Raw genomic sequence first — 26,121 nt, 5'->3', positions numbered from 1 at the left:
AGCCTAGCGTATGTTGTGGGTTGCTGTGTTTCCGTACTTATATCGCGCTTGAAGTAAGGGTTTTGCAATATTGCCTATCATTTCGGATTTCTTAGGCTCGTGTAGAGAGCGTTAGCCGGTGTAGGGTCTATCATCTCAGCATATCTAATTCATGCAATTATAATAGAGCGAGCCGTACCTTTTGGCTAGAGATTTGTGCTTTTGTGACAAGATTCTTATGCATAGCAGGGCGGTCATTTTTTGTACTTAATTAATAGAACTCTACCTGATAGTTTGGTAGGATCGCGGCGTTTTCTGTATGTCGGGCAAGAACGCTTAATTTTGTGATGCTGATACCGCTAAATATTGGGCTTACATAAATAAGGCTGTATTAAAGCATCGAATCATCACTAGGCGCTAAATTTGATCGGGGTTGGGGGAGTAGTGAGAGATTTTGCTTCAATGGTAGAGTTCGGTCGGGTATCGGCTGGCCGGTTAGTTCAGTTGGTGTTAATAATGTGCTTGATGGCAATCTCAGCGATTGCAAACGCACAATACTATATTTATGCCCCATCACAATCCTCAAGTGGCAGCTATACGGTTAAAGTAAACTGGGGATATATAGAACATATAACGATCAAGGAGTCAAAGCAGGGTGAGGGGCAAATCCGGGAAGTAACCCTTGCTTATGGCGAAGATCTTGACGTGAGTGGCTATAGTGAGGGTGTTTATACCTATCTGGCTACAGTTAAGCTGATAGATGAAACAAATACCGGTAGGGATGTCACTTACACGGATAGCACTGAAGTACTCAAAGCCTTGTCATCCCCCTCTAGTGCTTCTATTAGCGATTCCGCAGGTACGCTCGGCGATACAATTGATCTCACTTGGAGTGCGGTTTCTGGCGCAGATTACTACGATATAGAGTTTCGAGTGGATTCTGGCGTATGGCAGGATCTAGATGAGGTGGATTCCGATCAGCCTAAATCTCTGAGTGTTGAGCTGCTACACGCAGGGTCGGTAGAATTTCAGGTACAGGCGTGTAAATTCAGTAATTACGGCACTGGGAATTATATCTGTAGTAGCGGTGAGGAGTCTGAGGCAATTGATGTCTCTTTGCCTATATCTGCTCTAGATTTCTCATTGGATAACTACGGCTATGCCGTCTTTGTTGATGACTACAACAGTGACGGTTTCTTGGATTATCACTTTTACAGTAGTGAAAGGCTTCTCATTTTACATGGTGACATTGCCACTCCTATTACGTTGCCCCCCAACCCAATCTTTACTATTTATGGTTCCGAGCCTAGAACTTGGTTTGATGGGGATACCCATTATCTGGAATACGAAAATATTTCTGAAGTCCTATTGGCTGACGCGGTCCAACTAACCTTCGGAACTGATTACCTGGTAGGTGATTTTGATAACGATGGACAGGTTGATTTCCTGTTCCGTGGTGAATCAGATGGGGAATTGCCATTCATTGTTTATGGTATTAATCAGTTCAGCTACCCCTCTGCAGCTGACGATATTGAAAATGAAACCTTGGCAGGGTTGGTTAATGATCGTAGTAATAGTATTTACATTGATGATGTAGGTGGTAATGGATCAGATGACCTTATTATTGATTCTGGAAGTAGTCTAATAGCAGATACCGCCTACTTATCAGTTTCTGGCATGCCTACCACAGAAACTGAACTTATTGAGCCTGAGCTGGAAAATGCAAATATTGCTGGTAGTCTCTCAGGTACTGCAGCCGTCTCCCCTTCTGGGGCTGCAACCTATAATTTGCAGTTAGAACTTCCTCAAGGTTCAGGTGGCCATACTCCCGAACTGTCCCTTGGCTATTCTAGCCAAGGTAGAAATGGCTTAATGGGGTTAGGTTGGGGAATCTCAGGCCTTTCTGTTATCCGTTATTGCCATCGGACCTTAGTGCATGATGACTCAGAGGTGCTGCTTGGTGAAAAAGACCGCTTCTGTGTGGATGGACAGCGTTTGGTTATTACTAGTGGTAGCTACGGATCTGTTAATTCTACTTATGCGACTGAACTAAATAGCTTCCGCACCTTTAAGGCTACTGGCAGCGGCAGTATTACAGGATTTGAGGTAACGACCAAAGGTGGTGAGACCGCTTACTACACAGTTAACAGTGGGGGCGACTCATTTGTCCTCGATAAGCTTTACGATAGTTCGGGCAATAACGCCATAGAATACTATTACATAGAAGATAGTAATGGCTTCAGGATTGACCGCATAGAGTATGCTTTTGGCACTGGCTCTGAAGCAAATGCAGTTATTCAGTTTGAGTACGAGAGTCGCTTGGACTTTGTTCCCGAGAACCTCATGGTGGGTGATTACCCATTGAAACGCCGCCTTAAGGCGATCTCTATTACTAATAATGACGCTAGTTTCAGGGAGTATAACCTTGGCTACTTATATGAATCGCCAAGCACTGAAAACCCTCCCCTAAGTCGCCTATACAGTATTCAACAGTGTGTTGGGAATAGTTGTTCAGAGGCAACGACTTTTGACTGGCAGGTAGTAGACGCCCTTGGATTTAGTTCCACAGAATATACAACCATGAAGTTCCATTCCAATGCCAACAGGTTCCAGCCTGGGCGTGTTGCTGACTTGAATGGCGATGGAATGGACGATTATATTTGGTTCTATAAGAACAGTGATGAAGAGCGATACCTACAGGTTGCTTTGTCAGATGGCGAGAAGTGGAATGTTCAGGACACCAACCACTCAATAAGAGCCTATTACTACCTGCGTTATGACTGGAATCTGTTGGATTACGATGGTGATGGTCAATTAGATTTCATTCATCGACAGAGTGATAACAGTTGGGCTGTGAGGCTGTTTGACGGCACTAAATTTTCTTCGACGGCAACAGAGATCATTCCTTCTGGAGCGGGTACTCAAAGTGTCTTATCTGATATTACCGGTGACGGCTTAGGTGATCTTATTATCAGGGATACCGATAAAAAGGGTATCAGTTTCTATTACGCTCAAAGAGGGCAAAACGGGGTGGTTTCTTATCCGACCAGCCCTAGTAAATCTATTGCCATAACGGATAGCTCAAATCAGGATTGTAATTCTTCTGTAGAGGTTGGCGATTTACACTCTATGGAAGTTATTGATTCCGATGGGGATGGTCGCACAGAATTCCTAGTACCTGTTATTTATAAGTGTGATAAAACCTATAGGGGTTGGAGAACAGTTACTCTCTCATCGAGTTCATTTTCAGGTTTCAACTGGGAGCAGGCGAACACCCATAATTATATCTGGCTTCCAGCAGACCTTAATCATGATGGCCTGACGGATATGATCCTGAAGGATGAAAATGATGATTGGTCTTATACCTTGTCGGATGACGGTGATTTAGATAACTACATTGCCTTGTCAGAAGTGACAGGGAAAAAGGTTCAGCTGGTTGATTTCAATCATGATGGGTTTCTAGATATCGTTTGGCCTGGAGACCAGTTAAAAGTTAAGTTGTGGAATGGCAGCGGCTTTGATGGCGTTATTGAAACAAGTATATCGGCTGGCTCTGGTGATAGTATTCACGCAACTTACGCCGATATAAATGGAGATGGATTCCAGGAATATGCACGGATTTACGATGGTGAAAGCAATCACTACGTGAACTTTTATGCGCCAAATGCTTCATATTCGGCTAACAATGTTATTAAAGCGGTAAATGGTGGCTTGGGCGAAGAATCCACTTTCACATATAAGCCGTTAACGGATACGAGTGTTTATGTAAAAGGGCAGGGAGCTGCGCTGCTCGATTACGAGTCTCCCGTATTTGATATTGGTGGAACCAGCTACATAGTCTCTCAGCTTGAGTTTTCCATGCCCACGGCTTCCAGCGCCAATAATACTGAGCAACTTACCTATAACTATGAAGGCCTGCGCTTCCAGGGTGGCGGTCGCGGTAGTTTGGGTTTTGAGAAAATAACCACGACAGATAGCCGCACAGGGTATACCACAACAACTTTCGCTCAAGAATTTCCCTATATCGGGATGCCTTTGAGTGTTAAGAGGTACACACCTCAAGGTAAGCTGCTCTATAGTCAAGCCAATACGCTCGCCAAGCGTGGAAGCTCTACAGCGCCCTATTGGCCGTATACCGAAGAATCTACAGAAGTTTTCTACTTGCTCAAGAGTGATGGCGCTGCCGCAGGTAGTAAGTACAAAACCGTGGTTACTGAAAACACTTATGATGATTATGGCAATCTCGAAGAGTCCACGGTAAGTACCAAAAATGCTGCAGGTGGTGTAGTACAAAAAGTTGTTCAAGAGAATGGGTTCGATGGGGAGACCTGGTACCGAGAAAAAGGACGGGTTACCAGTACTAAAATTACCACTACTCGCGGCAGTGATGTAGAGACTCGAGAAGTATCTTTTGAGTATTACCCGGAGGGCGGAAGTCAGTATGGCTTACTAAAAGCAGAGCATATTGAGCCCGAATACAGTGGTGAGGACGCCGCTGAAATTAAGCTGTCGACGACCTACACCTACGACGATTATGCAAATCGGTTAAGCACAACTAAAAAAGCAACTGAGCAAGCTTCAGAGCCGAGTCGTACAAGCTACTCAGAATATGATGCGGATAAGCGCTACGTCGATAAGGTAAGGGATTCTGATAATCGCTTGCTCTCTGAAGTGGTGAGTCGCGATGATATGGGGCTGCCCACCAAGACCCGAACTTACCTGGATGCCTCGGCTTCTAGCTATGTAACCACGACTTACGAATATGATGCCTTTGGCCGTGAAACTTACAGGGCGACTGACGGTGCACCCTCGGTAACTACCGAATATGGAATCTGTAGTGGTTCAGAGTGTAGTCACAGCGATGCTGCCACCTATGTGGTGGCCACCAGTGAAACAGGGGCTTATTCCACGACCTATTTCGATATGCTGGGCCGCCAGTTGCGCCAGGAATCCACCGGCCTCACCCAAAGCCAGATTATTGTTACCGATACGGAATACGACGAACTGGGCCGGGTTGAGCGACAAAGTGAACCTTATACCAAGGGCACCGTGGCCGAATACTGGACAACCAATTACTACGACCTGAACTCCAGAATCACCTCTGTAGAGCTGCCAGATAGCAATACAGTGAGTAATTCCGAGCTGACGCTGGAAAATAATCTGGTGGTGGCTACCAGCACTAACCCAGGTAGCCAGAATCGCACGGAAAAAACCAATGTCCTGGGTGAAGCGGTTTATATCCAAGATCACTACCAAGGCACGGTGGAATATCAGTATGACCCGGTAGGTAATGTGACAGAGGTTATCAGTCACGGCCGCTCCGGTGAAAACCTGGGCATTACCATTAGCGCCAAATACGATGCCCGTGGCCGCAAAGTGGCCATGTCTGACCCGGATAAGGGCGACTGGACTTACACCTACAATGCGTTTGGTGAGCTGGTTGAACAGGAAGATGGCAAACAACAGCGCACAGTAACGGAGTACGATCACTACGGCCGCCCACTGCGTCGCACCGACTACACGGCTGCCGGCAGTGAAGAGGGTCATACCCGCTGGTACTACGACGATAAAGATGCTGCTGGTGTTTCGGTTGCCAATGCGCTCGGCAAAGTGACCGCTGTCGTCATGTCAGCAAGTGCCAATGATGAGCAGTGCTACACTGGCACCTCCCACTATTGTGCGATCTATTCATATAACTCCCTGGGGCAGCAGACCGCAGTAGCAACGGGCCTCGGCACTGTGGGGAATGAAGAGTTTTTTGCCTCAAGTGTGGGGTACGACAGCTTCGGCCGCCCCCAGTATCAGTACGATGTTTTGGATGGCGAAGTGTCCAATGGTGCAAACGGTATCACTAGCGGTATCCAGGAGCACTACACCAATACCGGCGCTTTGGAATATGTCACCGACCTGAATACCGGACGTGAAGTATACCGGGTGCTCAGCTCCAATAGCCGTGGCCAGGTAACGGACTTTGATATCAATAGCGGCGGTGTTCGTATTAGTAATGGCTACGATAGCGCCACCGGACGCCTGTTGTCGCAAAAGGCTGATAACTCCGCATCTGCGACTACCGTTCAGCAAATGGCTTACGGTTGGGATGCCGTGGGCAATCTGGTAAGCCGCAATAACCAGCGCACCGGCAAGAAGGAGTCCTTCTGTTACGACAACCTTAACCGTCTGTTGCAGGTTAATGCCAATACCACCAGCACCAGTAGCTGTAATCCCAATGCCACAGGTACCCAGTATCAATACGACAGTATCGGCAATATCCTCAGCAAAGATGGTGCAGCCTATCTGTATGAAAGTGCCAAGCCTCACGCCGTTACCAAGGCAGCCGGGGTGGATTACGCCTACAACGATAGCAATGGCAACCTGACTTCCGATAGCACCGGCAGGGCGTTCACTTACACCACTTTCGACAAGCCGTCCCTGATTACCAATACCCAGAGTGGTGACAGCACCACCTTTACCTATGGTCCGGATCGCGCCCGCTATCAGCGTGTCGACACCCGCTCCGATGGTGAGGTGGTCACCACCCTCTATCTGGGTGGCGTAGAGCGGATTCATTATCAATCTGAAGGAAGCTACCACTGGAAGCGCTATCTGCCCGGCGGTGCTGTATTTACCTACGAAACCAACGGCGCCTATGAGCAGCAATCCCTAACGGAACGCTACCTGCTCACAGACCATATTGGCTCTACCGATGTGGTGCTGGATGAAAACGGCAATGTGCTCGAAAGCCAGAGTATGGCCTTCGATCCTTGGGGTAAGCGCCGCGATAGTGATTGGGACTCCCTGGAGATCAGTGACCTGATTGGCAGCAGTTACCAGCTGATGGATAGCCTGAATGAGGTCACCACTCACGGCTTTACCGGCCACGAGATGGTGGACGCCCTCGGTATTATTCATATGAATGGCCGTATCTACGATCCCAACCTGGGCCGCTTCCTGCAAGCGGACCCGATGATTGATGGAGTTGAGGATACCCAGGGCTATAACCGCTATAGCTATGTAAAAGGCAACCCGCTGACCTTGACTGACCCTACTGGTTACTATAGCTGGGGAGACTTTAAAAAGGATACTAAAGAGGTCTGGGATAGTATTACTCGTAGGGGTGTTCAGGTGGGTACCGATTCGAATGGCAATTATAGTTTTAGCATCGGCCAGAATCCGGACCATGCGGGTTTCTGGGCTCCACAGGGCGCAGGTGGTGCCCAGGCACCAGAGGGGGCTTCTTCTGCGACCTTTGCCAGGGATAACAACGATAGTGTTGAATTTTATGAGTATTCGGCACAGGGGCGTGGAGGTTTTGACTCAACTGTTAGTGAAGAAGCTCTACTTTACCTAATCAAGTCTTATGGTCTAGACGGTCGTATAGGTGAGGGAGATGCGCCAGTCGGGCGTTCAGCTGGGTTAAGTGGTGAAGAAAGAGCTGCGCTAGATGCGAAAATTTCAGATCTCAACAAATACGCAGGAAAGGGCTTTCAGGGTACTCCTGATGCTGTGGCAAAATGGCTGCATGCCAATGCTTATCAGCTATCTGTAGATTATGGTGTTGAGCTAGGCGCGGCCATCAGAGTTTATGACAATAAAGAATTTGGTTTTAAGGAAATAACAACCGACTATTATGCAAATAAAGTTGACATTGGCACAAAGACTCCATGGCGAGCGGGGTATAGAGGTAGGTGGCATACACACCCAGAGTCAAGTAACACTTTTTGGGAGTGGGATGTTTATCCGAATTTGACAAATGCAACAAATGGTTACTTGTCCAGTCAGGCTGGGCTAGAGAAGTTTGACTATAAAAAGATGAGTGACTCAATGCAAAGTCAACTAGGCGTTCTGATGACCAGCAAGCAAATTAAACAATTTAAATATAAAGTGATGAAATCAAGAGGGGAGCCGTATGTTTACAAGATTAACTAGCGTTTTACTCTTTTTTCTTATATCTGTCAGTGCTTTTGGCCTGGATATAATGACGGATGAGGTTAGTTTCATACAACTTGCCGCCTCTCCTGAAAAGTATAAAGGCAGAACTATAGAAATAGCCGGTGTTTTAAGTATTGGTGAGAGCGGCCGTGGGTATATTTTTATGTCAATAGAGCAGTATGAAAATCTTGTCATACCTAATGCTATCCGGGTTATTGTGAGCGAGGAGTCTCGGGAAGACATTGAGGAGGGGCAATATGTGCGGATTACAGGTGAACCTGTAGTAGATGAAAAGGGAAATTTACTTTATTTCAATAATGGAAGAGATATAGGGCCTATTCTTTGAATGAACAAATCTAGATATTTATAGATAAGAGAAAGGCGCTGGCAGTATTACTGGCGCCGATCTTTAGCGGTAATTTCTTTTACTTTAGATCTAAGCACTATGAATCCCTGAAGAGTTTCACTTAGAGCTTGAAATGCTGAATTAGGATACAAGCAGTAGGGAGAGTGTTGGGAAATCGAGTGGGAGTTAGCTGGGGGCAGTAGAAAGGAGACGCCAGCAATCGCTTATACCCAGTGCCCAGTGTTTATCGAGGTGAATGCAGGCTTGTTGTAAATCCCACTAGGTCTTTAAATCAGCTTTCAAAGTCTTAATCAGCGTGGAGCTAATGTCTCGGTGCTATACACAGCCGTTTAAGTGTAAGGGGCGTGATTCCAGATATGGCACCTACACAACTTAGGATGTATAAGGCTATGGCTGACTTGGGACTAACTTTTTCTACAGACCAAAGCTAATCGAGGGTGTTGCGGTAAAAGCTGTATCTCGCCCTGATTTTCACGCAAATGAATAATGGGAGAGGCTGCATGATGGAGTGGAGTTTCTTCAAGTATTGGGGCGCCGGTTGTAGTGCATGCGGGTAGGGCAAGATGCAGTTGGTCATTACTACGATATTCGAACCTCTTTTTCAGGGGGAGATAATGAATAGTAAACCTTTGAAGTTTTCACTTCTTATAGGTTTTTTTGCTGTGATTTCTTACTTGTCTTTGTCGTCAAAGCAGTCTCGGTAGGAGTTTTTTGATAGTACTAAGCTCATTGATGCGGAAAGCATAGAAGCTGTTGTGTTTATGGCGAGAGGGCAAAAATATGAGCTTTTGCCAGAGTATTATGATGAATTTGCTAGTTGTTTTTTAAGGGCAAGTGTCAAGCGTATTCGTTCAGGAGGAGAGGTTGCGGAGCTGCGTATCAATCTAAAACCGAGCGGATTCTTCCATGCTCAACTGGGCTTGGTTCATGATCGTGAACTTATAAAGTTTGGTGGCTTACCTATGGAATTTATTTGGCCTGCGAAAAAAATTGACATTGGGCGCGGTGAGTTTATGGGCTCAAGTGATTGTTTATATCTATACTTCAAACAAGGTTTAGAAATAAGCGATAAGGAAAGTCAAATCTAGACACCCATAGATTGGAGAAAGGCGCTGGCGGTATTGCTGGCGCTGATCTTTAGCGGCCATTTCAACTTGGTTCAGAGCTAAGCGTTATGAAGTAGTGGAGAGTTTCACTCAAGGCGCAAAATGACGAATTTGGAAACGATATTGAATTCAGGACACCCTAGATAAGGGTAGGGGGTGAGCTGAGGCACGGCTATTCCCCTTGGTGACTGGTTTTTTCTAAATTGATGCTAAGGCGTAATGAAAGAGTCAAGCATTATGCTTCGGATTCGAAAATTAGGGTTTTAGGTAAAATCTGAAAGGAATGAAGGCAGTGGAAGGAAGTCGGAATTTGCAGGGTGTCGCAGAAAGGTAGCGTTGGCAGTTGCTGATGTCGTGTACCCAGCATTTCCCGAGCTTGGTCGTACAGTCTCTGCTGATCCAGCCAGGCCATTAAAGCGGTATTCAAAATTACGACTGAGATACAACCAGTATTTTGGTGGTGTACCCAGGCGTTCGAGTATAGGGGAGCCTTCTCAGAAATGGAGCCGCGCTTTCTGGGATCTAAATGTCGACCAATCCAGCCCACTAGCTCCAGGTAGTGTTCCAATTGAAAGGGTAGTCCGTTAGGCATATTAAGGCGTTCGCCTCCTACAAATGGCAGTAGGTCTTTGGGTTGTTCACCTGAGGTTGCATCATGAATTCGCTATTGAATGGAAGTGTGACTGGAGTCTTCTGGGGTTTTCGCCATTTTTGGCTAGGATAGGATTGAGATCGATATAAGTCATGCAGGTGGTTAGGGCTCTCTCGTCCAGTAAAGCTTGGGGCTTAAAACACCCCTCCAAAAAGCAGTCTGCGTAGTTACCTCCCGCATTAAGCTGGTGAGCGATAACCGCGCATAAACCAGCTGATATTCATAGATCCTTCCCTCCAGGGGGCGACAAGCTCGTTGAGCTTTCCCATCTCACTGTGATCAAGGAGGCTTGAACTATGATAGCCTTACGAGAAAGTATTTTATATATTCGAATGAGGCTGGGTTGTTTTATTTTTTCTATAGTAAAAAGAAATGCTAGGGTTAAAGATTAGGTTTAGAAGGAGAGTTTCACAATGTTTTTTTTTAGATTCATAATTATATGTGTTGGGTTAGTTATCTTGACTGGCTGTGGTTCGAAATATTTAAAGAGTGTTTCCATGATTGAGATCATAAATAGCCCGTCAAGTTTCGATGGTGAAGAAATTATAGTTAGAGGTTATTTGCGTATTCGTAATGAAAGTAGAGCGCTATTTCTAAGTAAAAGTTTGGCTGAAGGGAGGTTGACAGAAAATTCAATTTGGGCTCAGGAATCTGAGAATACAATATATGGAGGCTCCATAGGTCAGGGTGCAGATTCTATTCATGAGCTGGAGAGCTATGATGGAAAATATGTTTTAATCCGTGGGGTATTTGATGCTGCTGATCGGGGGCATGGAGGTGCATTTGCGGGTACAATTCATGTAAATAAAGTGGTCAATATGTTGGAAGGTTATAACTCTAAATAACGCAGAGATAAGTCAAGCTCAGATAAGTGAATTCGGGACATCCATAGATAAGGGTAGGGGGCTAGCTGAGGTGTAGGTGCCTCCCTTGACGACTGGGTTTTTCTTTAATTGGTGGCAGGGTGTACAGCGAGGATATTAATAAATACTGGCCTAGACTTGCGCATGTCTGGTTTTGGGCTGATTCGTAGTGTGGCTCAGGTAGGCTCATATGGAACACCATATAATTCGAGCTGGTATAAAGGTGTTCCAGGATGCTATGAGTCGTCTTATAGGCAGGCAATTGCGACTACTTTTCGGGTCGAAGGCGGGGCAAACACTAGAACTATTATCGATGCGCTAGATGGGAAGTAAGATGGATACTGGGGTACTAATTTTTGCTATTGTGCTGTTCAGGCTGTTTTTGTTTTTAGTAAAAAGCCACCTTCAACGAGGAAGCTTCTTACTTATTGTTGTGCTTTTGACAATTATTGCCTCTGCATTACCATTGGCTTTGTTTAAAATGGGCGTATTGGAAGAAAGTGGTGTAAATATTTTAATTGCGGGTTTTGTATTTTTTTACTTCCCATTCGTTATGGGGAGAATGAACAAATAGTTTTAGCAGTTGTCGTTTATGGAAATCTAGACATACATTAATTTAAGAGAAGTGCTAGCAGTATTGCTGGCGCCGATCTTTAGCGATAATTTCAGCTTGCTTTAAACCTAAGCACTATGAATTTCTAATTATTTATTTAAGGCCCATAAATTGACACTATATGTGAATTCGGGGCACCCATAGATAGGGTAGGGAGTATCTGAGATGCAGGCATACCCCTTGATAAATGGCTTTCCTTAAGTTGATGCTGAAGTGTAATGCAAGGGGCAAGTATTATACTTCGGATTCGAAAATTAGGATTTTGGGTAAAATCTGAAAGGAATAAAGGCAGTGGCAGGGAGTCGGAATTAGCAGGGTGCACCAGAAAGGTAGCGTTGGCAATTCTGATACCGTGTACCCAGCGCTTCCCGAGCTTGTGCAAGCTTATCGCACAGTCTCTGCTGATCCAATCAAGCCATTAAAGCAGTATTCAAAATTACGATTGAGATACAACCATGTTTTGGTGGTATGCCCAGGCGTTAGAGGATGGTTGCGTTCTCAGAAATGGAGCCGCGCTTTCGGGGATCTAAATGCCGACTGCTCCGGTCCACCAGCTCTTGGTAGAGCTCCAATTGAAAGGGTGCCCCGTTAGGCATATTAAGGCGTTCGCCTCCTACAAATGGCAGTAGGTCTTTGGATTGTTCACTTTTGTGTTCTGGCTTCAGTTCAGTGACACTACTGCTCATAGCTTTTCCCAGATTGAGTATCTTTCCCACAAGGAATACCCTACGTACACTACAGGAGATGTAGTGATGGTAAAGTGCTGTATCAAGAAATATCTGCGAGCATCGAGGTAGGGGCAGGGAGTTAAAGTATATCTATTTTTATATTCAGGACTTTGAAGTGATCCCTACATTGTGTCACTGGATTTGATGTTTAAATATACTTCTTTGATGCGGGCCCGAAAATGCGACATTGATAAAATCGCAACCTTTTTAATGTGATCGGGGTAAGGCGCTTAACTTTGCGTATCTGATATTGCTAAAGGCTGGGCGCACCTTGTAAGCAAGGTGGTCTTTTAGTTTTGAAATATCATTATTAAATACAGGTAAGGGTGGGCCCGATATGTAGTCCTGTTGTAAGTAGCGGCCTTAAGTTAATTGAGTGCGTACAGATATTGTTTTTTTGTCGTGTCTGCATCATTGGGGTAATATTATTAATAGAATTTATTTCTTATTTTTGGTAAGATTGTACATGTTTGGTAGCTGTCAAATTATATAGCCTGAGGGCTGTGTAAGAGAAAGTGGCGTATATTAAAAAGGCAGTTAGGTGGCATAAAGATGCCGCCAAGAGTTAAGTTTGGTTGAATTTGGGGGTTAGTTGTGCAGGGTCATATTGTCCCATCGGTAAATAATATTATATCTCGATGGCTCATTTGCTTTATTTTGGCGGTATCACTCCTGATGTCCGCGTCTGTAGTAAATGCTGGTTTTATTATCGCGCCATCACAGTCTTCATCAAATGGAGACTACACCATTAGTATTTACTGGGAATATATACGCAGTACGACTATTGTTGAATCGAGACAAGGCGGCAGCCAAATCCGGGAAGTGACACTTAACTATGGCGATGAGCTTGAAGTGAGTGGCTATAGTGAGGGTGTTTATACCTATAGCGCAACAGCTTACTACATGCCCGGTATCGGAGATCCAGATGATGATCCCAAGATAACTGACTTTGAGACTGTTGAAGTGCTTAAAGCCTTGTCGTCACCCTCCAGTGTTTCTGCCAGTGATTCAAAGGGTACGCTTGGCGATACAATTGATCTCACCTGGAGCCCAGTTTCCGGTTCAGATTACTATGATGTTGAGTTTCGAGTGGATTCTGGTGCGTGGCAGGATTTAGATGAGGTAGATGCTGATCAGTCGGAGCATCTGAGTGTTGAGCTGCAACACTCAGGCGGGATTGAATTCCAGGTTCAGGCTTGTAAATTCAGTACCTACGGAACTGGAAACTATGTTTGCAGTGATGGGGGGACGACTGAAGAAATCGAGGTTTCTTTGCCTGAATCTATCCCGGACTTTTCCTTGGATAAGTATGGTTATGCCGTCTTTGTTGATGACTACAATAATGATGGTTTACTGGACTACCACTTTTACAGTAATGAAAGGCTTCTTGTTTTACATGGTGACATTGATACACCTATCATGTTGCCTCCAAATCCGATATTTACCATTTACGGTTCTGAGGTTAATACTTGGCTAGGTGTGGACTCCCACTCTTTGGAATATGAAAATATTTCTGAAGTCCTATTGGCTGATGCGGCCCAACTTACCTTCGGAACTGATTACCTGGTAGGTGATTTTGATAACGATGGACAGGTTGATTTCCTTTTCCGTGGTGAATCAGATGGAGAATTGCCATTTATCGTTTATGGTGTTGATCAGTTTAGCTACCCCACTGCAGCTGATGATATCCAAAATGAAACCCTGGCGGGGTTGATCAATGATCGCAATAACGATATTTACATTGATGATATCGATGGCGATGGGGAAGATGACCTTGTTGTTGAGTCTGGTAGTTCATACTTGGCTGACTCTGCTTATATCTCTAAAGACGGTATGCCTGAAACAGAGTTGGAGCTAATCGAACCTGAGACAAAGACGGTGAATCTTGCAGGGCGCATGGATGGCAAAGCGGGTGTTACTCCATCAGGTGCCGCTTCCTACATGATACCTATTAAAGTGCCGCAGGGTTCTGGTGGCCTTACTCCACAATTAGGCTTGAATTATTCCAGTCAAGCTGGAAATGGATTGTTGGGGTATGGTTGGAGTTTATCTGGGTTATCCAGTATCCAGAAATGCGTCAGCACTATCGCTCAAGATGATATTTCTCTTGCAAGCCGTGATAAGAACAGGTTTTGCCTGGACGGTCGTCGCTTAATGGCGGTTGATGGCTATGATTATGGTGATGCAGGTGCAGTTTATAAAACAGAAATAGATAGCTTTCGAAAGGTTACTGCCCAAGGAAATGATGGAGAAGATCCGTCTTCTTTTTTGGTGGAGTCAAAAGATGGTAAGACTTATACATATACCCAGAAAACAGATGAATCTTATTTTCTCACGGAAGTAGTTGATAGCTCTGGAAACAATAAGATTATTTATTCTTATATAGATAGTGATTCTTATGGGTACAGGCTGGATGAAATCAGTTATGCATTTGGGGCTGGAAGTGAAGCTAACTCATATATTCAGTTCTCCTATGAAAATCGCCCTGATTCCATACCCGCTAGACTTGCGTTGGGCGAGACAGAATTAAAGCGTCGCTTGACTGGTATTCAGGTCTATAGCAGTGATGAAGAGTATCGTACTTACAATATTAAATACTTGAGCGAGTCAAAATATACTTATAGAGCGCCAATAAGCCGTATAAGTAGTATTCAGGAATGTGTTGGCTCTTATTGCCTTCAGCCTGCAAAGTTTGAATGGAATAGCGAAGAAGTATTTTCTTATAATGGCGGGCTGATAACAGATAGCAGTTTTGTTGGCAATGGCAACAGATTTAATCCTGGTAGGATTGCCGATGTTGATGGCGATGGTAGGTCCGACTACGTTTGGATTTATAGAGAGGGTGATAACAGGTACTTTAGGGTCTCTTTGTCTAATGGTTCTCAATGGGCCACTTTAGACTCAAAGCTTAAGTCCAGTGAAACTGAGCGGAAAATGTGGAGCCTTATTGATTATGATGGAGATGGCCAGCTAGATTTGATCCATGCCACTGAGAATGGATGGGAGGTTAATCTTTTTGATGGTACAGGGTTCACCGGCGAAGAAATTACTCTCGATGCAAATGTAGATAATGCTGTTCAGTCAGTGCATGCTGATATTACTGGCGACGGTTTGGCAGACCTTATCGCTGTGTCCAGTTCCAAAGATGGCTTTGATATTTTTTATGCGAAGCCGAAAGCTTCAGGAGGGATTTCGTACTCCTCTGAGCCAGATGAGGTTGCCAAAGTCTTTGACATTAATGCCGACGGTGTAGATTTTGACCCTGGGTATGAAATTTATTCAGTTAGCTCGCATCGACTAACGGATAGCGATGGGGATGGTGTTGCTGAAATTATTTATGCCGGCAAAGTTACGCAGAACAATGTAACTTCTTATGATTGGTTTAGGGCACATAGAAAGTCAACGACGGGAGAACTCTATTCAAGCCGGATGCTTGCTGTAGGTGATTCTGCAGGCGATGCCCTAAAGTATAATTTCTTACCTGCTGATCTAAACCAAGATGGCCTCACTGATATGATCTTCCAAGATCATGAGGGGGATTGGTTTTATTATATTGAAGATGTGGGCTCATTTGCTAATAACACCTCTCTTTCAGAAATTAATAAAGACACTATAGAGTTAACAGATGTCAACTCTGATGGTTATTTAGATATTGTTTGGGCTGATGGTACCCTTAAAGTTAAATTATGGAATGGCAGTGGTTTTGACAGTGTCATCACTACGACTATAGAGGCGGATACCAGTGATAAACACTATAGGGAGTTTGGCGATCTCGATGGTGATGGATATCTTGAATATATTCAAATCTATGATGGTGAGAATAACCACAATATTAAGTACTATAAATCTGGAGCCAGCATCGCCGGCAATAACACCATCAAGAAGATCACCCACGGTTACGGTGAAGAAAGCGAGTTTACCTATAAGCCATTAACTGATACCAGTGTCTATACCAAGGGTAAGGATGCTAGCTCTCTAGATTGGGATCTCCCGGTATTTGATATTACGGGCTCGGTGTATGTTGTGTCCGAACACGAATTTTCCGTGCCAATGGCATCCAATGCGAACAACACGGAAACAGCCACCTACAAATATGAAGGTTTACGCTTCCAGGCTGGTGGCCGTGGTAACTTGGGCTTTGAGGAAGTCACTGTTACAGATAGTCGCATCGGTTACACCACCACCACTTTTGCCCAGGAATTCCCTTTTACGGGAATGCCGCTAACGGTAAAAAAATACAGCCCGCAGGGTAAGCTGCTCTACAGCCAGTCAAATACCCTAGCCAAGAAAGGGGAAAGTAGCGCGCCTTACTGGCCTTATGTAGAAGCTTCTACAGAATTGTTTTATCTGCTGAAAAGTGATGGTGCTGAAGCGGGAAGTAAATATAAAACGGTTGTTACCGAGAGCAGCTACGATGACTACGGTAACCTTGAAGACTCTACTGTCATTATTAAGAATGCTGCCGGCAGTGTGGTACAAAAGGTTTATCAGGATAATAAGTTCGAAGGGGATGATTGGCTCAGGGAGAAAGGCCGGGTTACCAGTACAGAAATTACGACAACCCGAGGCAGTGATTCGGAAACCCGCAAAGTGGCTTTTGACTACTATCCGGAAGGGGATAGTAGGTATGGCCTGTTGAAAGCGGAGTATATTGAGCCCGATTACACGGGTGGTGATGCCGACAGTATCAAGCTGACGACAACTCATGATTACGACGATTACGCAAATCGTATAAGCACTACCAAGTCCGCAACGGGTGAATCCAATCGCATAGCCTACTCAGAGTATGACTCTGAAAAGCGCTACGTTGATAAAGTCCGGGATGCTGATGGCCGCTTACTCTCTGAAGTGGTGAGCCGCGATGATATGGGACTGCCCACCAAGACCCGAACTTACCTGGATGCCTCGGCTTCTAGTTATGTAACCACGACTTATAAATATGATGCCTTTGGGCGTGAAATTTATAGAGCGACCGACGGCGCCCCCTCTGTAACTACTGAATATGGAATCTGTAGTGGTTCGGAGTGTAGTCATAGCGATGCCGCCACCTATGTGTTGACCACCAGTGAAACAGGGGCTTATTCCACGACCTATTTCGATATGCTGGGCCGTCAGTTGCGCCAGGAATCCACCGGCCTCACCCAAAGCCAGATTATTGTTACCGATACGGAATACGACGAACTGGGCCGGGTTGAGCGACAAAGTGAACCTTATACCAAGGGCACCGTTGCCGAATACTGGACAACCAATTACTACGATCTGAACTCCAGAATCACCTCTGTAGAGCTGCCAGATAGCAATACAGTGAGTAATTCCGAGCTGACGCTGGAAAATAATCTGGTGGTGGCTACCAGCACTAACCCAGGTAGCCAGAATCGCACGGAAAAAACCAACGTCTTGGGTGAAGCGGTTTATATCCTGGATCACTACCAAGGCACGGTGGAATATCAGTATGACCCGGTAGGTAATGTGACTGAGGTTATCAGTCACGGCCGCTCCGGTGAAAACCTGGGCATTACCATTAGCGCCAAATATGATGCCCGTGGCCGCAAAGTGGCCATGTCCGACCCGGATAAGGGTGACTGGACTTACACCTACAATGCGTTTGGTGAGCTGGTTGAACAGGAAGATGGCAAACAACAGCGCACAGTAACGGAGTACGATCACTACGGCCGCCCACTGCGTCGCACCGACTACACGGCTGCCGGCAGTGAAGAGGGTCATACTCGCTGGTACTACGACGATAAAGATGCTGCTGGTGTTTCGGTTGCCAATGCGCTCGGCAAAGTGACCGCTGTCGTCATGTCAGCAAGTGCCAATGATGAGCAGTGCTACACTGGCACCTCCCACTATTGTGCGATCTATTCATATAACTCCCTGGGGCAGCAGACCGCAGTAGCAACGGGCCTCGGCACTGTGGGGAATGAAGAGTTTTTTGCCTCAAGTGTGGGGTACGATAACTTCGGCCGGCCCCAATATCAGTACGATGTTTTGGATGGCGAAGTGTCCAATGGTGCAAACGGTATCACCAGTGGTATCCAGGAGCACTACACCAATACCGGCGCTTTGGAATATGTCACCGACCTGAATACCGGGCGTGAAGTTTACCGGGTGCTCAGCTCCAATAGCCGTGGCCAGGTAACGGACTTTGATATCAATAGCGGCGGTGTTCGTATTAGTAATGGCTACGATAGCGCCACTGGACGCCTGTTGTCGCAAAAGGCCGATAACTCCGCATCTGCGACTACCGTTCAGCAAATGGCTTACGGTTGGGATGCCGTGGGTAATCTGGTAAGCCGCAACAACCAGCGCACCGGCAAGAAGGAATCCTTCTGCTACGACAACCTCAACCGCCTGTTGCAGGTTAATGCCAATACCACCAGCACCAGTAGCTGTAACTCCGACGCTACTGACACCCAGTATCAATACGACAGTATCGGCAATATCCTCAGCAAAGATGGTGCCGCTTATCTGTATGAAAGTGCCAAGCCCCACGCAGTTACCAAAGCGGCCGGGGTGGATTACGCCTACAACGATAGCAATGGCAACCTGACTTCCGACAGCACCGGCAGGGCGTTCACCTACACCACTTTCGATAAGCCGTCCCTGATTACCAATACCCAGAGTGGTGACAGCACCGCCTTTACCTATGGCCCGGATCGCGCCCGCTATCAGCGTGTTGATACCCGCTCCGATGGTGAGGTGGTTACGACTCTCTATCTGGGGGGCGTAGAGCGGATACATTATCAATCTGAAGGAAGCTACCACTGGAAGCGTTACCTGCCCGGCGGTGCCGTATTTACCTACGAAACCAACGGCGCCCATGAGCAGCAATCGCTAACGGAACGCTACCTGCTCACAGACCATATTGGCTCTACCGATGTGGTGCTGGATGAGAATGGCAATGTGCTCGAAAGCCAGAGTATGGCCTTCGATCCGTGGGGTAAGCGCCGCGATAGCGGTTGGAATTCCCTGGAGATCAGTGACCTGATCGGTAGCAACTACCAGTTGATGGATAGCCTGAACGAGATCACCACTCACGGCTTTACCGGCCACGAGATGGTGGATGCCCTCGGCATTATTCATATGAATGGCCGCATCTACGATCCCAACCTGGGCCGCTTCCTGCAAGCGGACCCGATGATTGATGGAGTTGAGGATACCCAGGGCTATAACCGCTATAGCTATGTAAAAGGCAACCCGCTAACTGTCGTTGATCCCACAGGTTACTACGGCATCAATGATTTCTTCGATGATGCTAATGAAATTCTGGATGATGCGCTGGGAGGGCTCGGCATTTCATTCCAGGTTGGCGTTACCTATGGTGCCACCGGCACGGGAGTAGATATTTCCGGTGGCAACTTCTGGTCGCAGCTGGGTACTGCCGGTGCTGCTGCCCCTGAGGGAGCGGTAGGGGGAGCCTTTGGTGATGATGAGGACAATATAACTATTACGTTGGAGCCGTTTGATGAAGGCGCGTTTGCAGGAGTATTTTCACCTGAGGTTGAAAAACACCTAATACCAAACAGATCTGTAGAGGCCCCAAAGGAAGAAAATACAATCAGTGGGCTTGGTACAACTGCATATATGGGTATTACACTGGGGGGAAGTATTGGACCAGCAGAGGGGGCTGGAGCTGCTGGAATATTTGCATGGGTTCAACCCTCTGGGCAAATAACGTGGAATTGGTATGCTTCTGGCGAGGTTGCGAATCTAATTTCATCAGGCTTAAACTTTTATGATGCTGATGGAGGAGGTGAGTTTGGTTGGATTCCTAATTCTCCTGTTAATGTTCTAGAAGGAGCTTATTCTATTAACGGGGTAAGTGCAGATTATGCCTATTTTAACGCATCATATGAAATGACCCATTCAATGCCGTTTACAAAGCCAGGTGAATTAAGCTTGCCTAGCTATACTGGCACTCAAGTAACCTTCTCATTCTCGGCTCCTGGAGCTGCGACATCTGTAAGGACCGCGACAGGTGTTGGAGTTATCGGTGACCCCAGTGAGGCACTCAATACCGATTTGTCAGTATTTGTGGATGCATATAGAGCTGTATATTACCCTCTGGCAGGTCTTTGGGGAGATGCAGTTGGTCATTATTACGATTTACGAACATCTTCCACTGGAGATAGTAATGGACAATAGAGCCCTTAAGTTTGCTCTTTTCATATGCTTCTCTGTTGTGATTTTTTATTTATTTTGGTCAGTAAAGCAATCACGTCAGGATTTTTTTAACAACATAAAACTCATTGATACAAGAAACATAGAAAGCGTTGTCTTCAAGGTGAGAGGGAAAGAGTTTGAATTGTTGCCGAAGTACTTTGATGAGTTTGCTGGTTGCTTCTCTGAAGTAGAGGTTGGAAATATCCGTGTAGGGGGTGAGGTTGCGGAACTTCGTATCTACCTAAAGTCGAAGGGGATATTCTATGCACAACTTGGACTGGTTCATGATCGTGAGCTTGTCAAATTTGGAGGTTTGCCCATGAAATTTATCTGGCCTGAGAAAAATATTAATATAGGTCGTGGAGGTTTTATGGGGGCAAGTGATTGTCTATATTTGTATTTTAAACAAGGTCTAAATTTGCGTGATTAAATTCTCGCCTGATAGTCGTCTTGGGTATCCATAGAAATCAAATCTAGACACCCAGAGCCCCAAAGATTGGAAAAAGGCGCTTGTAGTATTACTGGCGTCGATCTTTGGAGGCTATTTCGGCAGTGGTTCACAGCTAGGCGCTATTGAGCCAGGTCCAGGATCGCCATAAATTGAGTGAGTGAAAGGTACTAGCTGATCCGAAGGCACTTCTTACGGCTTTTACTTCTTTGATTGATGCTAAGGCGTAATGAAAGTATTAAGAATCAGGTTTTGGGTTCAAAAATTGCGGCTTTAGATAAAAACAAAGTGGAATATAGGTTAGGGAAGGGGGGAATAATCAGCAGGGTGCTGTAGAAGGGTAGCGTCGGCAATCGTTGATGCCGTGTACCCAGCGTTTCCCGAGTTTGTGAAAAATTAATCCAGGACATCGAAAAATGGAACAATCCAGGGTGGAACAATCCAGGGCATCCAAAGAATGGAGAATCGGAAGCTAGAAAAGAATTTTTTTGCCATCACGTGGTAGCCGGTATATCTGTCTCAAAATAGATGGCAATTTGGCGTTAAAAGATCATTTGGGGAGTCCATAGGGAATCAGGCGGGGTGTAGAGTCGGGAGCGATGGAATCTAGGGGCAGCTGATAAGCGGGTTCCTGTAATCTAGTAGGAGGCGGGGCTAAGAAAGCGCTGGCAATCGCGCAGCCCGTGTACCCAGCGTTTATTTTGCTGCGCACAGACCTGGCGTACCGCTTCCGCCGAGCCCACCAAGCGTTTAAAGCGGCTTTCAAAATTGCGGTTTAGGTAGAGCCAGTGTTTTGGCGAAATACCCAGCCGATTTAAAATAGGTGGGATGTTTTCGGGAATAGCGCCGCGCTTTTTAGGGTGCAGCTGCCGGCCACTCCAGTCTACCAGCTCTAAATAGTGATCCAGCTGAAAAGGCAAGCCTTTAGGCATATCCCGGCGCTCTCCGCCCACCAGCGGCAGTAGGCTTTTGGGCTGCTGGCCTGAGATGGCTGTGTGGATGCGTTGCTGGATCGAAGTGTAATCGGATTCTTCTGGGGTTTTAGCGATACCAGCACGGATAGGGTTGAGGTCCACGTAAGCCAGGCAGGCGGCAAGGGCTCTTTCATCCAGCAAGGCCTGAGACTTGAAACGCCCTTCCCAGAAACGACCGGTGCAGTTGTCCTCGGCATTGGCCTGGCGGGCGATGGACTCGTTCAGGCAGCGCATAAACCAGCTGATATCGACCAGGCGCTCGCGCCAAAGGGATGTCACCTCCTGAAGTTTTTCCAGCTCGACGGCATCTAGGGCTTCACCGCGAAGATAACGTTGGCTCAGCGCAGAACCTTTGAAAAGTTGTTGCCAGCGTTCAATTATCTCGATAGTGGACCATGAGTTTGCTGTGTAGGTATCGATATAGAGCACAATATGGGTGTGATTACTCATTACCGCATAGGCAGCGATATCGAGAGCAAAGATTGAGGCCAGCTTATGCATCCTGGCCTCAATCCACCGGCGCCGGTGCTCATAGTCTTTTCCGGATTTAGCATCCCTACCGCAAAGGAACGCTCTACGCACACAGCGGGAGACACAGTGATAATAGGGTGTCGCATCGAGAGAGATTTGCGTGCTGCGTGGAAGAGTCATGGATTTTTATCTTTGACTGTATTTATATCCAGTATTTTGATCATTCTGCCTGTATTGTGTCAATTGACTTGACGCTTTAAGCTTCTACTTTGGTGGGTGTCCTGAATTGTCTCGGGGTGGAGCCACTTTGATACTAGGGTTATCAATTTGGTTAGCTGGCCCCTGGTGTTGGTAGCACCTTGGGTCAGCGCCTTTTACTTACTCTTACGTCACGCTACGGTTCTCCTTTGAGAGATGGGGTTGGAAAACTCTTGGGTTTCTTGATCTTTTGGTTGCGAGCCTATTCAGGCATACTCAAGTACGGCCAAAATATCGATAAATATCTGCCAATTTTACGCAGCTTTGACACTAAAGCAAACTGAATAAAATCTAATAAGATTATTTTCGTGCCTATATTTTTATGGGCATTATCTATAAAAATATCAACCTCCCATCAATAGTTCGCACTTAAATTGAGATTGTCCTGATTTAACAAGCCGAATTGAAAATTAATAATTCCTCAACAGCGGCCGCAGTAGCTTCGAGTACAATGCCTTCGATGAGCGCACTGTCAGCTCCGATGCCAAGATCCAGGTGGCAGGCACCTTCTACGATAAGCTCGGCCGGGTTCCCGGCACGGTCAATAATAACGATACCATAGCCTGGCTGTACGACCAGGACGGCCACTTCGGGCTTTTAACCACCGAAGCCCATATTCGTCTGTTTGAATACCAGCCGGGCACCTATCATCGAATGGCTACCTATACGGTGATCAATGAAGAAAAAGTCCTTCAGGAAAAACTGCCAGGGGTGCGCCTTATCACCGGCCTATCGCTACCCGCGCCGCCGATGGTGAAATCTTCCGCAGCCGTTATAACAGCCTGTGAAAGCGCCAAGCCCCACGCTGTTGCCAAAGCTACTGGGGTAGGTTGCATCTACAACAGTGGTAACCTGGCTTCCGGCGTACTGGCAGGGCGATCACTTGTACCACTTTCGATTGATCCTTGGGGTAAACGCCGCGATAGCAATTGGGGTTCCCTGGAGATCAGTGGCCTGATCGGTAGCAGCTACCAGTAGATGGATAGCCTAAATGAGATCACCATTCATGGCTTTACTGGCTATTAGCTGGTGGATACCCTTGGCATTATCTATATGAATGGTCGTAACTAGGACCCCATGATTGAGTTGAGGATACCCACGGCTATGCTCGTTAGGGAGGTTCATCAGCCGTACGCCCACCATCTATTTTAAGTCCGAGGCGGACAGAAATAAAAATACTGCTGCCCACGATTTTGTGCACGCTCTTGGGCTTGGGCTTGGGCTTGGGCTTGGGCTTGGGCATCAGAGAAATTTTACCAATAGCTTAATATCTTATGGTCAGCCTAGATCTGGGGTCCTGTATGATAAGGAATTTGATTGGCTGTTGTCCCGATACGGAGGTTAGTGATGCGTTTTCGAAAACATTATCTACTGTTCCTATTTGTCTTACTTGGTATTAATTCGCACGGTGATGTAGCCTTTGGCAAATGTACATTTACAGGCGAGAATGTCTGTGTTAGGCGTGGCGAGACAGGGAGTCGATATTTTTCCGTAGAAGCCAGGAATTATCGAGGGCATGAGATAGTATGGTTATCGAAAATAGATTCCGAAAGTGCGGTATATAAGTGGAGCAATAGCTCGGAAGGTAGGGCATCATTCTACGTTTTTCCGAAGGGATACTCTCCGAAAAGAGCGGGTGAGATTAAGGGACGGGATGCTATTCATGTAAGGCTTAACAATAGCTCTGCTGAAGAAAGTGTTGAGCAGTTTTTTAGTGTTTATGAAATCGTTTCCAGAGCTAAGTTTTCAGCGAGGGAATTTGAATCTGTTTTTTCTGGTTTAAGCCTATGGAAGCGGTTTCTTCATAGGTACGGAGATTTTAAAAAGGCTTACCTTAAAGCTGAAGGAAGACCTGTCGAGCTGAAATCGGTAGTATATGCTTCGACTCCTGAATGTAACAATTGTCTTCATTTTATATTTTCAGGGGAGGGGGGGCGCTGGTTGCTGTCTGGTGTGATGGTTGATTCAAGTGTAAATATATCTGACTTGGTGAAGCTGGATTGATAAACGAAATTAAAAGCAGCAATGAACAGGAAAAAATTTAGACGTCCATAGATTAGAGAAAGGCGATAACGGTATTGCTGGCGTTGATCTTTAGGGGGCATTTCAACTTGATTCAGAGATAAACGTTGTAAAGTCGTGGAGTTTCACTTAAGGCTTGGAATGATGAATTTGGATAAAAGGAGAAGGGGTAGTGTTGTGGAACTGAGTGGGACTTGGCAGGGTGTTGTATAAATGAAGCACTGGCAGTCGCTTATGTTCTGTATCCGAGTTGTTGCGCATCCCCTGCCGATTTGAAGTGGCTTTCAAAGTTTCGACTGGGCTAGAGCCTTTGTTTTGATGATATACCCAACCGTTTAAAAACAGGGTGTAAGAATGGTACTAGGGTCTAAGTTTTGGCCGCTTCGCTCTATCAGCTCTGAGTAGTGATCCAGCTGAAAGGGTAATCCTTTTGTATATCTAGGCGCTTACTGTCAGCAAGTAGTAGAAGTTCTTTGGCCTGCCGTCCCGAGATTACCGCACGAATACGCTGTTGAGTAGAAGCGTGATCATAGTCTTCAGGAGAGTTTGCCTTATTGGCTCGTGTAGTGTTGAGATTTACATGAGGCATTCAGGCGGCGAGGGCTCTTTCATTCAGTAGAACAAAAACTCTAGGCGTTCGTAGAGTAGCACGCGATGTTTGGCCGGTAAAATTGTGTTTTTCTGAGTTGTCGTTAAAATATGTTTTTTTGATGGAGGTGTTTATATGAGAATGTTTTTATTGTTGGTGATTTTCTTCTCCGCTAATGTTTATGCTGACTTTCCTTATGAGCAGGGTGATATTACTTTTTTACAGGTCCATAAAACACCTGATTCAAACTCAGACTCGGGTAATAGATTTATTGTCAAGTTAGATGGGGGGATGTCAGAGGATGTCTGTGGTGGCGGGCAGTGGACTGGGTACTTGACTTCAGATGCTGGTAATGCTCAATATTCAATTCTTCTTTCTTCTGCAGTGGCTGGAAAAGAAGTGAAGATTGAAGGTAGTTCGAATGCTATATGTGAGGGCACTTCTACCCTTATTCGAAATGTTTACTTAGTATTTTAAATTCGGGATATTCAAGGATTAATTGAACTCTAGATACCCATGGATTGGAGAGATGCTAGTAGTTTTGTTACTACTGATCCTTAGAGGCCATTTCAACTTGATTCAGAGCTAAACGTTATGACGTCGTAGAGTTTCAGTTCAGGCTCGGAATGATGAATTTGGATAAAAGTAGAAGGGATAATGTTGGGAATGAGCGGGGCGTTGTAGCAAGGAAGTTCCGCTCGCTTATATCCTGTACCGAGTATTTATCAAGCTGGAGTTTCTGCTGATCCTGCCAGACCTTTAGAGCAACTTTTAAAGTTTGACTGAGATAGGGTCAGTGTTTTGGTGAGATGCCCAGCCGTTTAAAAATGGTAAGGATTTCAGAAATGGCGTCGCACTTTTCTGGAATCTAAATGTAGAGCACTCCAGTCTATCAACCCCAAGTAGTGACCTTGCCGTGACTTTCTATATTTTGAATAGCTAGAAGTAAACGGTGT

Annotated in this window: 14 protein-coding genes; 10 read left to right on the top strand and 4 right to left on the bottom strand. The window is 45.8% G+C overall.

Going from position 1 to position 26,121, the window contains the following annotated elements; genetic code table 11:
* Positions 1-423: 423 nt before the first annotated feature.
* From ACJJIE_RS09785 to ACJJIE_RS09775, 3 genes are all read left to right on the top strand, one after another.
* A complete protein-coding gene (locus ACJJIE_RS09785) occupies positions 424-7,905 on the top strand; it encodes an RHS repeat-associated core domain-containing protein (protein WP_444894462.1) in 7,482 nt (2,493 codons plus the stop codon).
* Entirely contained in the window at positions 7,886-8,254 is a 369-nt protein-coding gene (locus ACJJIE_RS09780) for a hypothetical protein (RefSeq protein WP_444894461.1), read from the top strand. Before ACJJIE_RS09785 ends, ACJJIE_RS09780 begins: the two co-directional genes overlap by 20 nt.
* A gap of 776 nt (positions 8,255-9,030) precedes the next feature.
* Positions 9,031-9,363, top strand: a complete 333-nt coding sequence (locus ACJJIE_RS09775; protein WP_444894460.1) for a hypothetical protein — start codon at positions 9,031-9,033, stop codon at positions 9,361-9,363.
* A 253-nt stretch (positions 9,364-9,616) separates the two neighbouring features.
* Here ACJJIE_RS09775 and ACJJIE_RS09770 read toward each other — a convergent pair whose 3' ends face one another.
* Positions 9,617-9,973, bottom strand: coding sequence for a hypothetical protein (locus ACJJIE_RS09770; RefSeq protein ID WP_444894459.1), 357 nt, complete (start codon positions 9,971-9,973; stop codon positions 9,617-9,619).
* Between the two features lie 557 nt (positions 9,974-10,530).
* Here ACJJIE_RS09770 and ACJJIE_RS09765 point away from each other — a divergent pair.
* On the top strand, positions 10,531-10,878 hold the full coding sequence (locus tag ACJJIE_RS09765) for a hypothetical protein (RefSeq protein WP_444894458.1): 348 nt from the start codon (positions 10,531-10,533) through the stop codon (positions 10,876-10,878).
* A gap of 352 nt (positions 10,879-11,230) precedes the next feature.
* Positions 11,231-11,470, top strand: coding sequence for a hypothetical protein (locus tag ACJJIE_RS09760; RefSeq protein ID WP_444894457.1), 240 nt, complete (start codon positions 11,231-11,233; stop codon positions 11,468-11,470).
* A gap of 518 nt (positions 11,471-11,988) precedes the next feature.
* On the opposite strand, the gene ACJJIE_RS09755 is transcribed toward ACJJIE_RS09760, so the two are convergent.
* On the bottom strand, positions 11,989-12,195 hold the full coding sequence (locus ACJJIE_RS09755; RefSeq protein ID WP_444894456.1) for a hypothetical protein: 207 nt from the start codon (positions 12,193-12,195) through the stop codon (positions 11,989-11,991).
* A gap of 717 nt (positions 12,196-12,912) precedes the next feature.
* Here ACJJIE_RS09755 and ACJJIE_RS09750 point away from each other — a divergent pair.
* Entirely contained in the window at positions 12,913-20,385 is a 7,473-nt protein-coding gene (locus ACJJIE_RS09750; RefSeq protein ID WP_444894455.1) for an FG-GAP-like repeat-containing protein, read from the top strand.
* Complete coding sequence (locus ACJJIE_RS09745) at positions 20,375-20,833, top strand: hypothetical protein (protein WP_444894454.1); 459 nt, start codon at positions 20,375-20,377, stop codon at positions 20,831-20,833. Before ACJJIE_RS09750 ends, ACJJIE_RS09745 begins: the two co-directional genes overlap by 11 nt.
* 656 nt (positions 20,834-21,489) lie before the next feature.
* On the opposite strand, the gene ACJJIE_RS09740 is transcribed toward ACJJIE_RS09745, so the two are convergent.
* The gene (locus ACJJIE_RS09740) at positions 21,490-22,476 is read right to left on the bottom strand and encodes a transposase (protein WP_444894453.1); all 987 of its coding nucleotides are present in this window, start codon (positions 22,474-22,476) and stop codon (positions 21,490-21,492) included.
* Between the two features lie 573 nt (positions 22,477-23,049).
* Here ACJJIE_RS09740 and ACJJIE_RS09735 point away from each other — a divergent pair.
* Together ACJJIE_RS09735 and ACJJIE_RS09730 are read left to right on the top strand one after the other, a co-directional pair.
* Positions 23,050-23,532: a hypothetical protein gene (locus ACJJIE_RS09735; protein ID WP_444894452.1), complete on the top strand. Its 483-nt coding sequence runs from the start codon at positions 23,050-23,052 to the stop codon at positions 23,530-23,532.
* Between the two features lie 369 nt (positions 23,533-23,901).
* A complete protein-coding gene (locus ACJJIE_RS09730; protein ID WP_444894451.1) occupies positions 23,902-24,558 on the top strand; it encodes a hypothetical protein in 657 nt (218 codons plus the stop codon).
* 409 nt (positions 24,559-24,967) lie between these two features.
* Here the strand turns inward: ACJJIE_RS09730 and ACJJIE_RS09725 are convergent, their stop codons facing one another.
* The gene (locus ACJJIE_RS09725) at positions 24,968-25,165 is read right to left on the bottom strand and encodes a hypothetical protein (protein WP_282933600.1); all 198 of its coding nucleotides are present in this window, start codon (positions 25,163-25,165) and stop codon (positions 24,968-24,970) included.
* 135 nt (positions 25,166-25,300) lie between these two features.
* Between ACJJIE_RS09725 and ACJJIE_RS09720 the strand changes: the two genes are divergently transcribed.
* The gene (locus tag ACJJIE_RS09720) at positions 25,301-25,642 is read left to right on the top strand and encodes a hypothetical protein (RefSeq protein WP_444894450.1); all 342 of its coding nucleotides are present in this window, start codon (positions 25,301-25,303) and stop codon (positions 25,640-25,642) included.
* Positions 25,643-26,121: the final 479 nt, after the last annotated feature.

Source organism: Microbulbifer maximicatervae (SeqCode) (assembly GCF_052467325.1).
The sequence above is the reverse complement of the archived record's forward strand: the minus strand, read 5'-3'. Positions and strand labels throughout refer to the sequence as shown.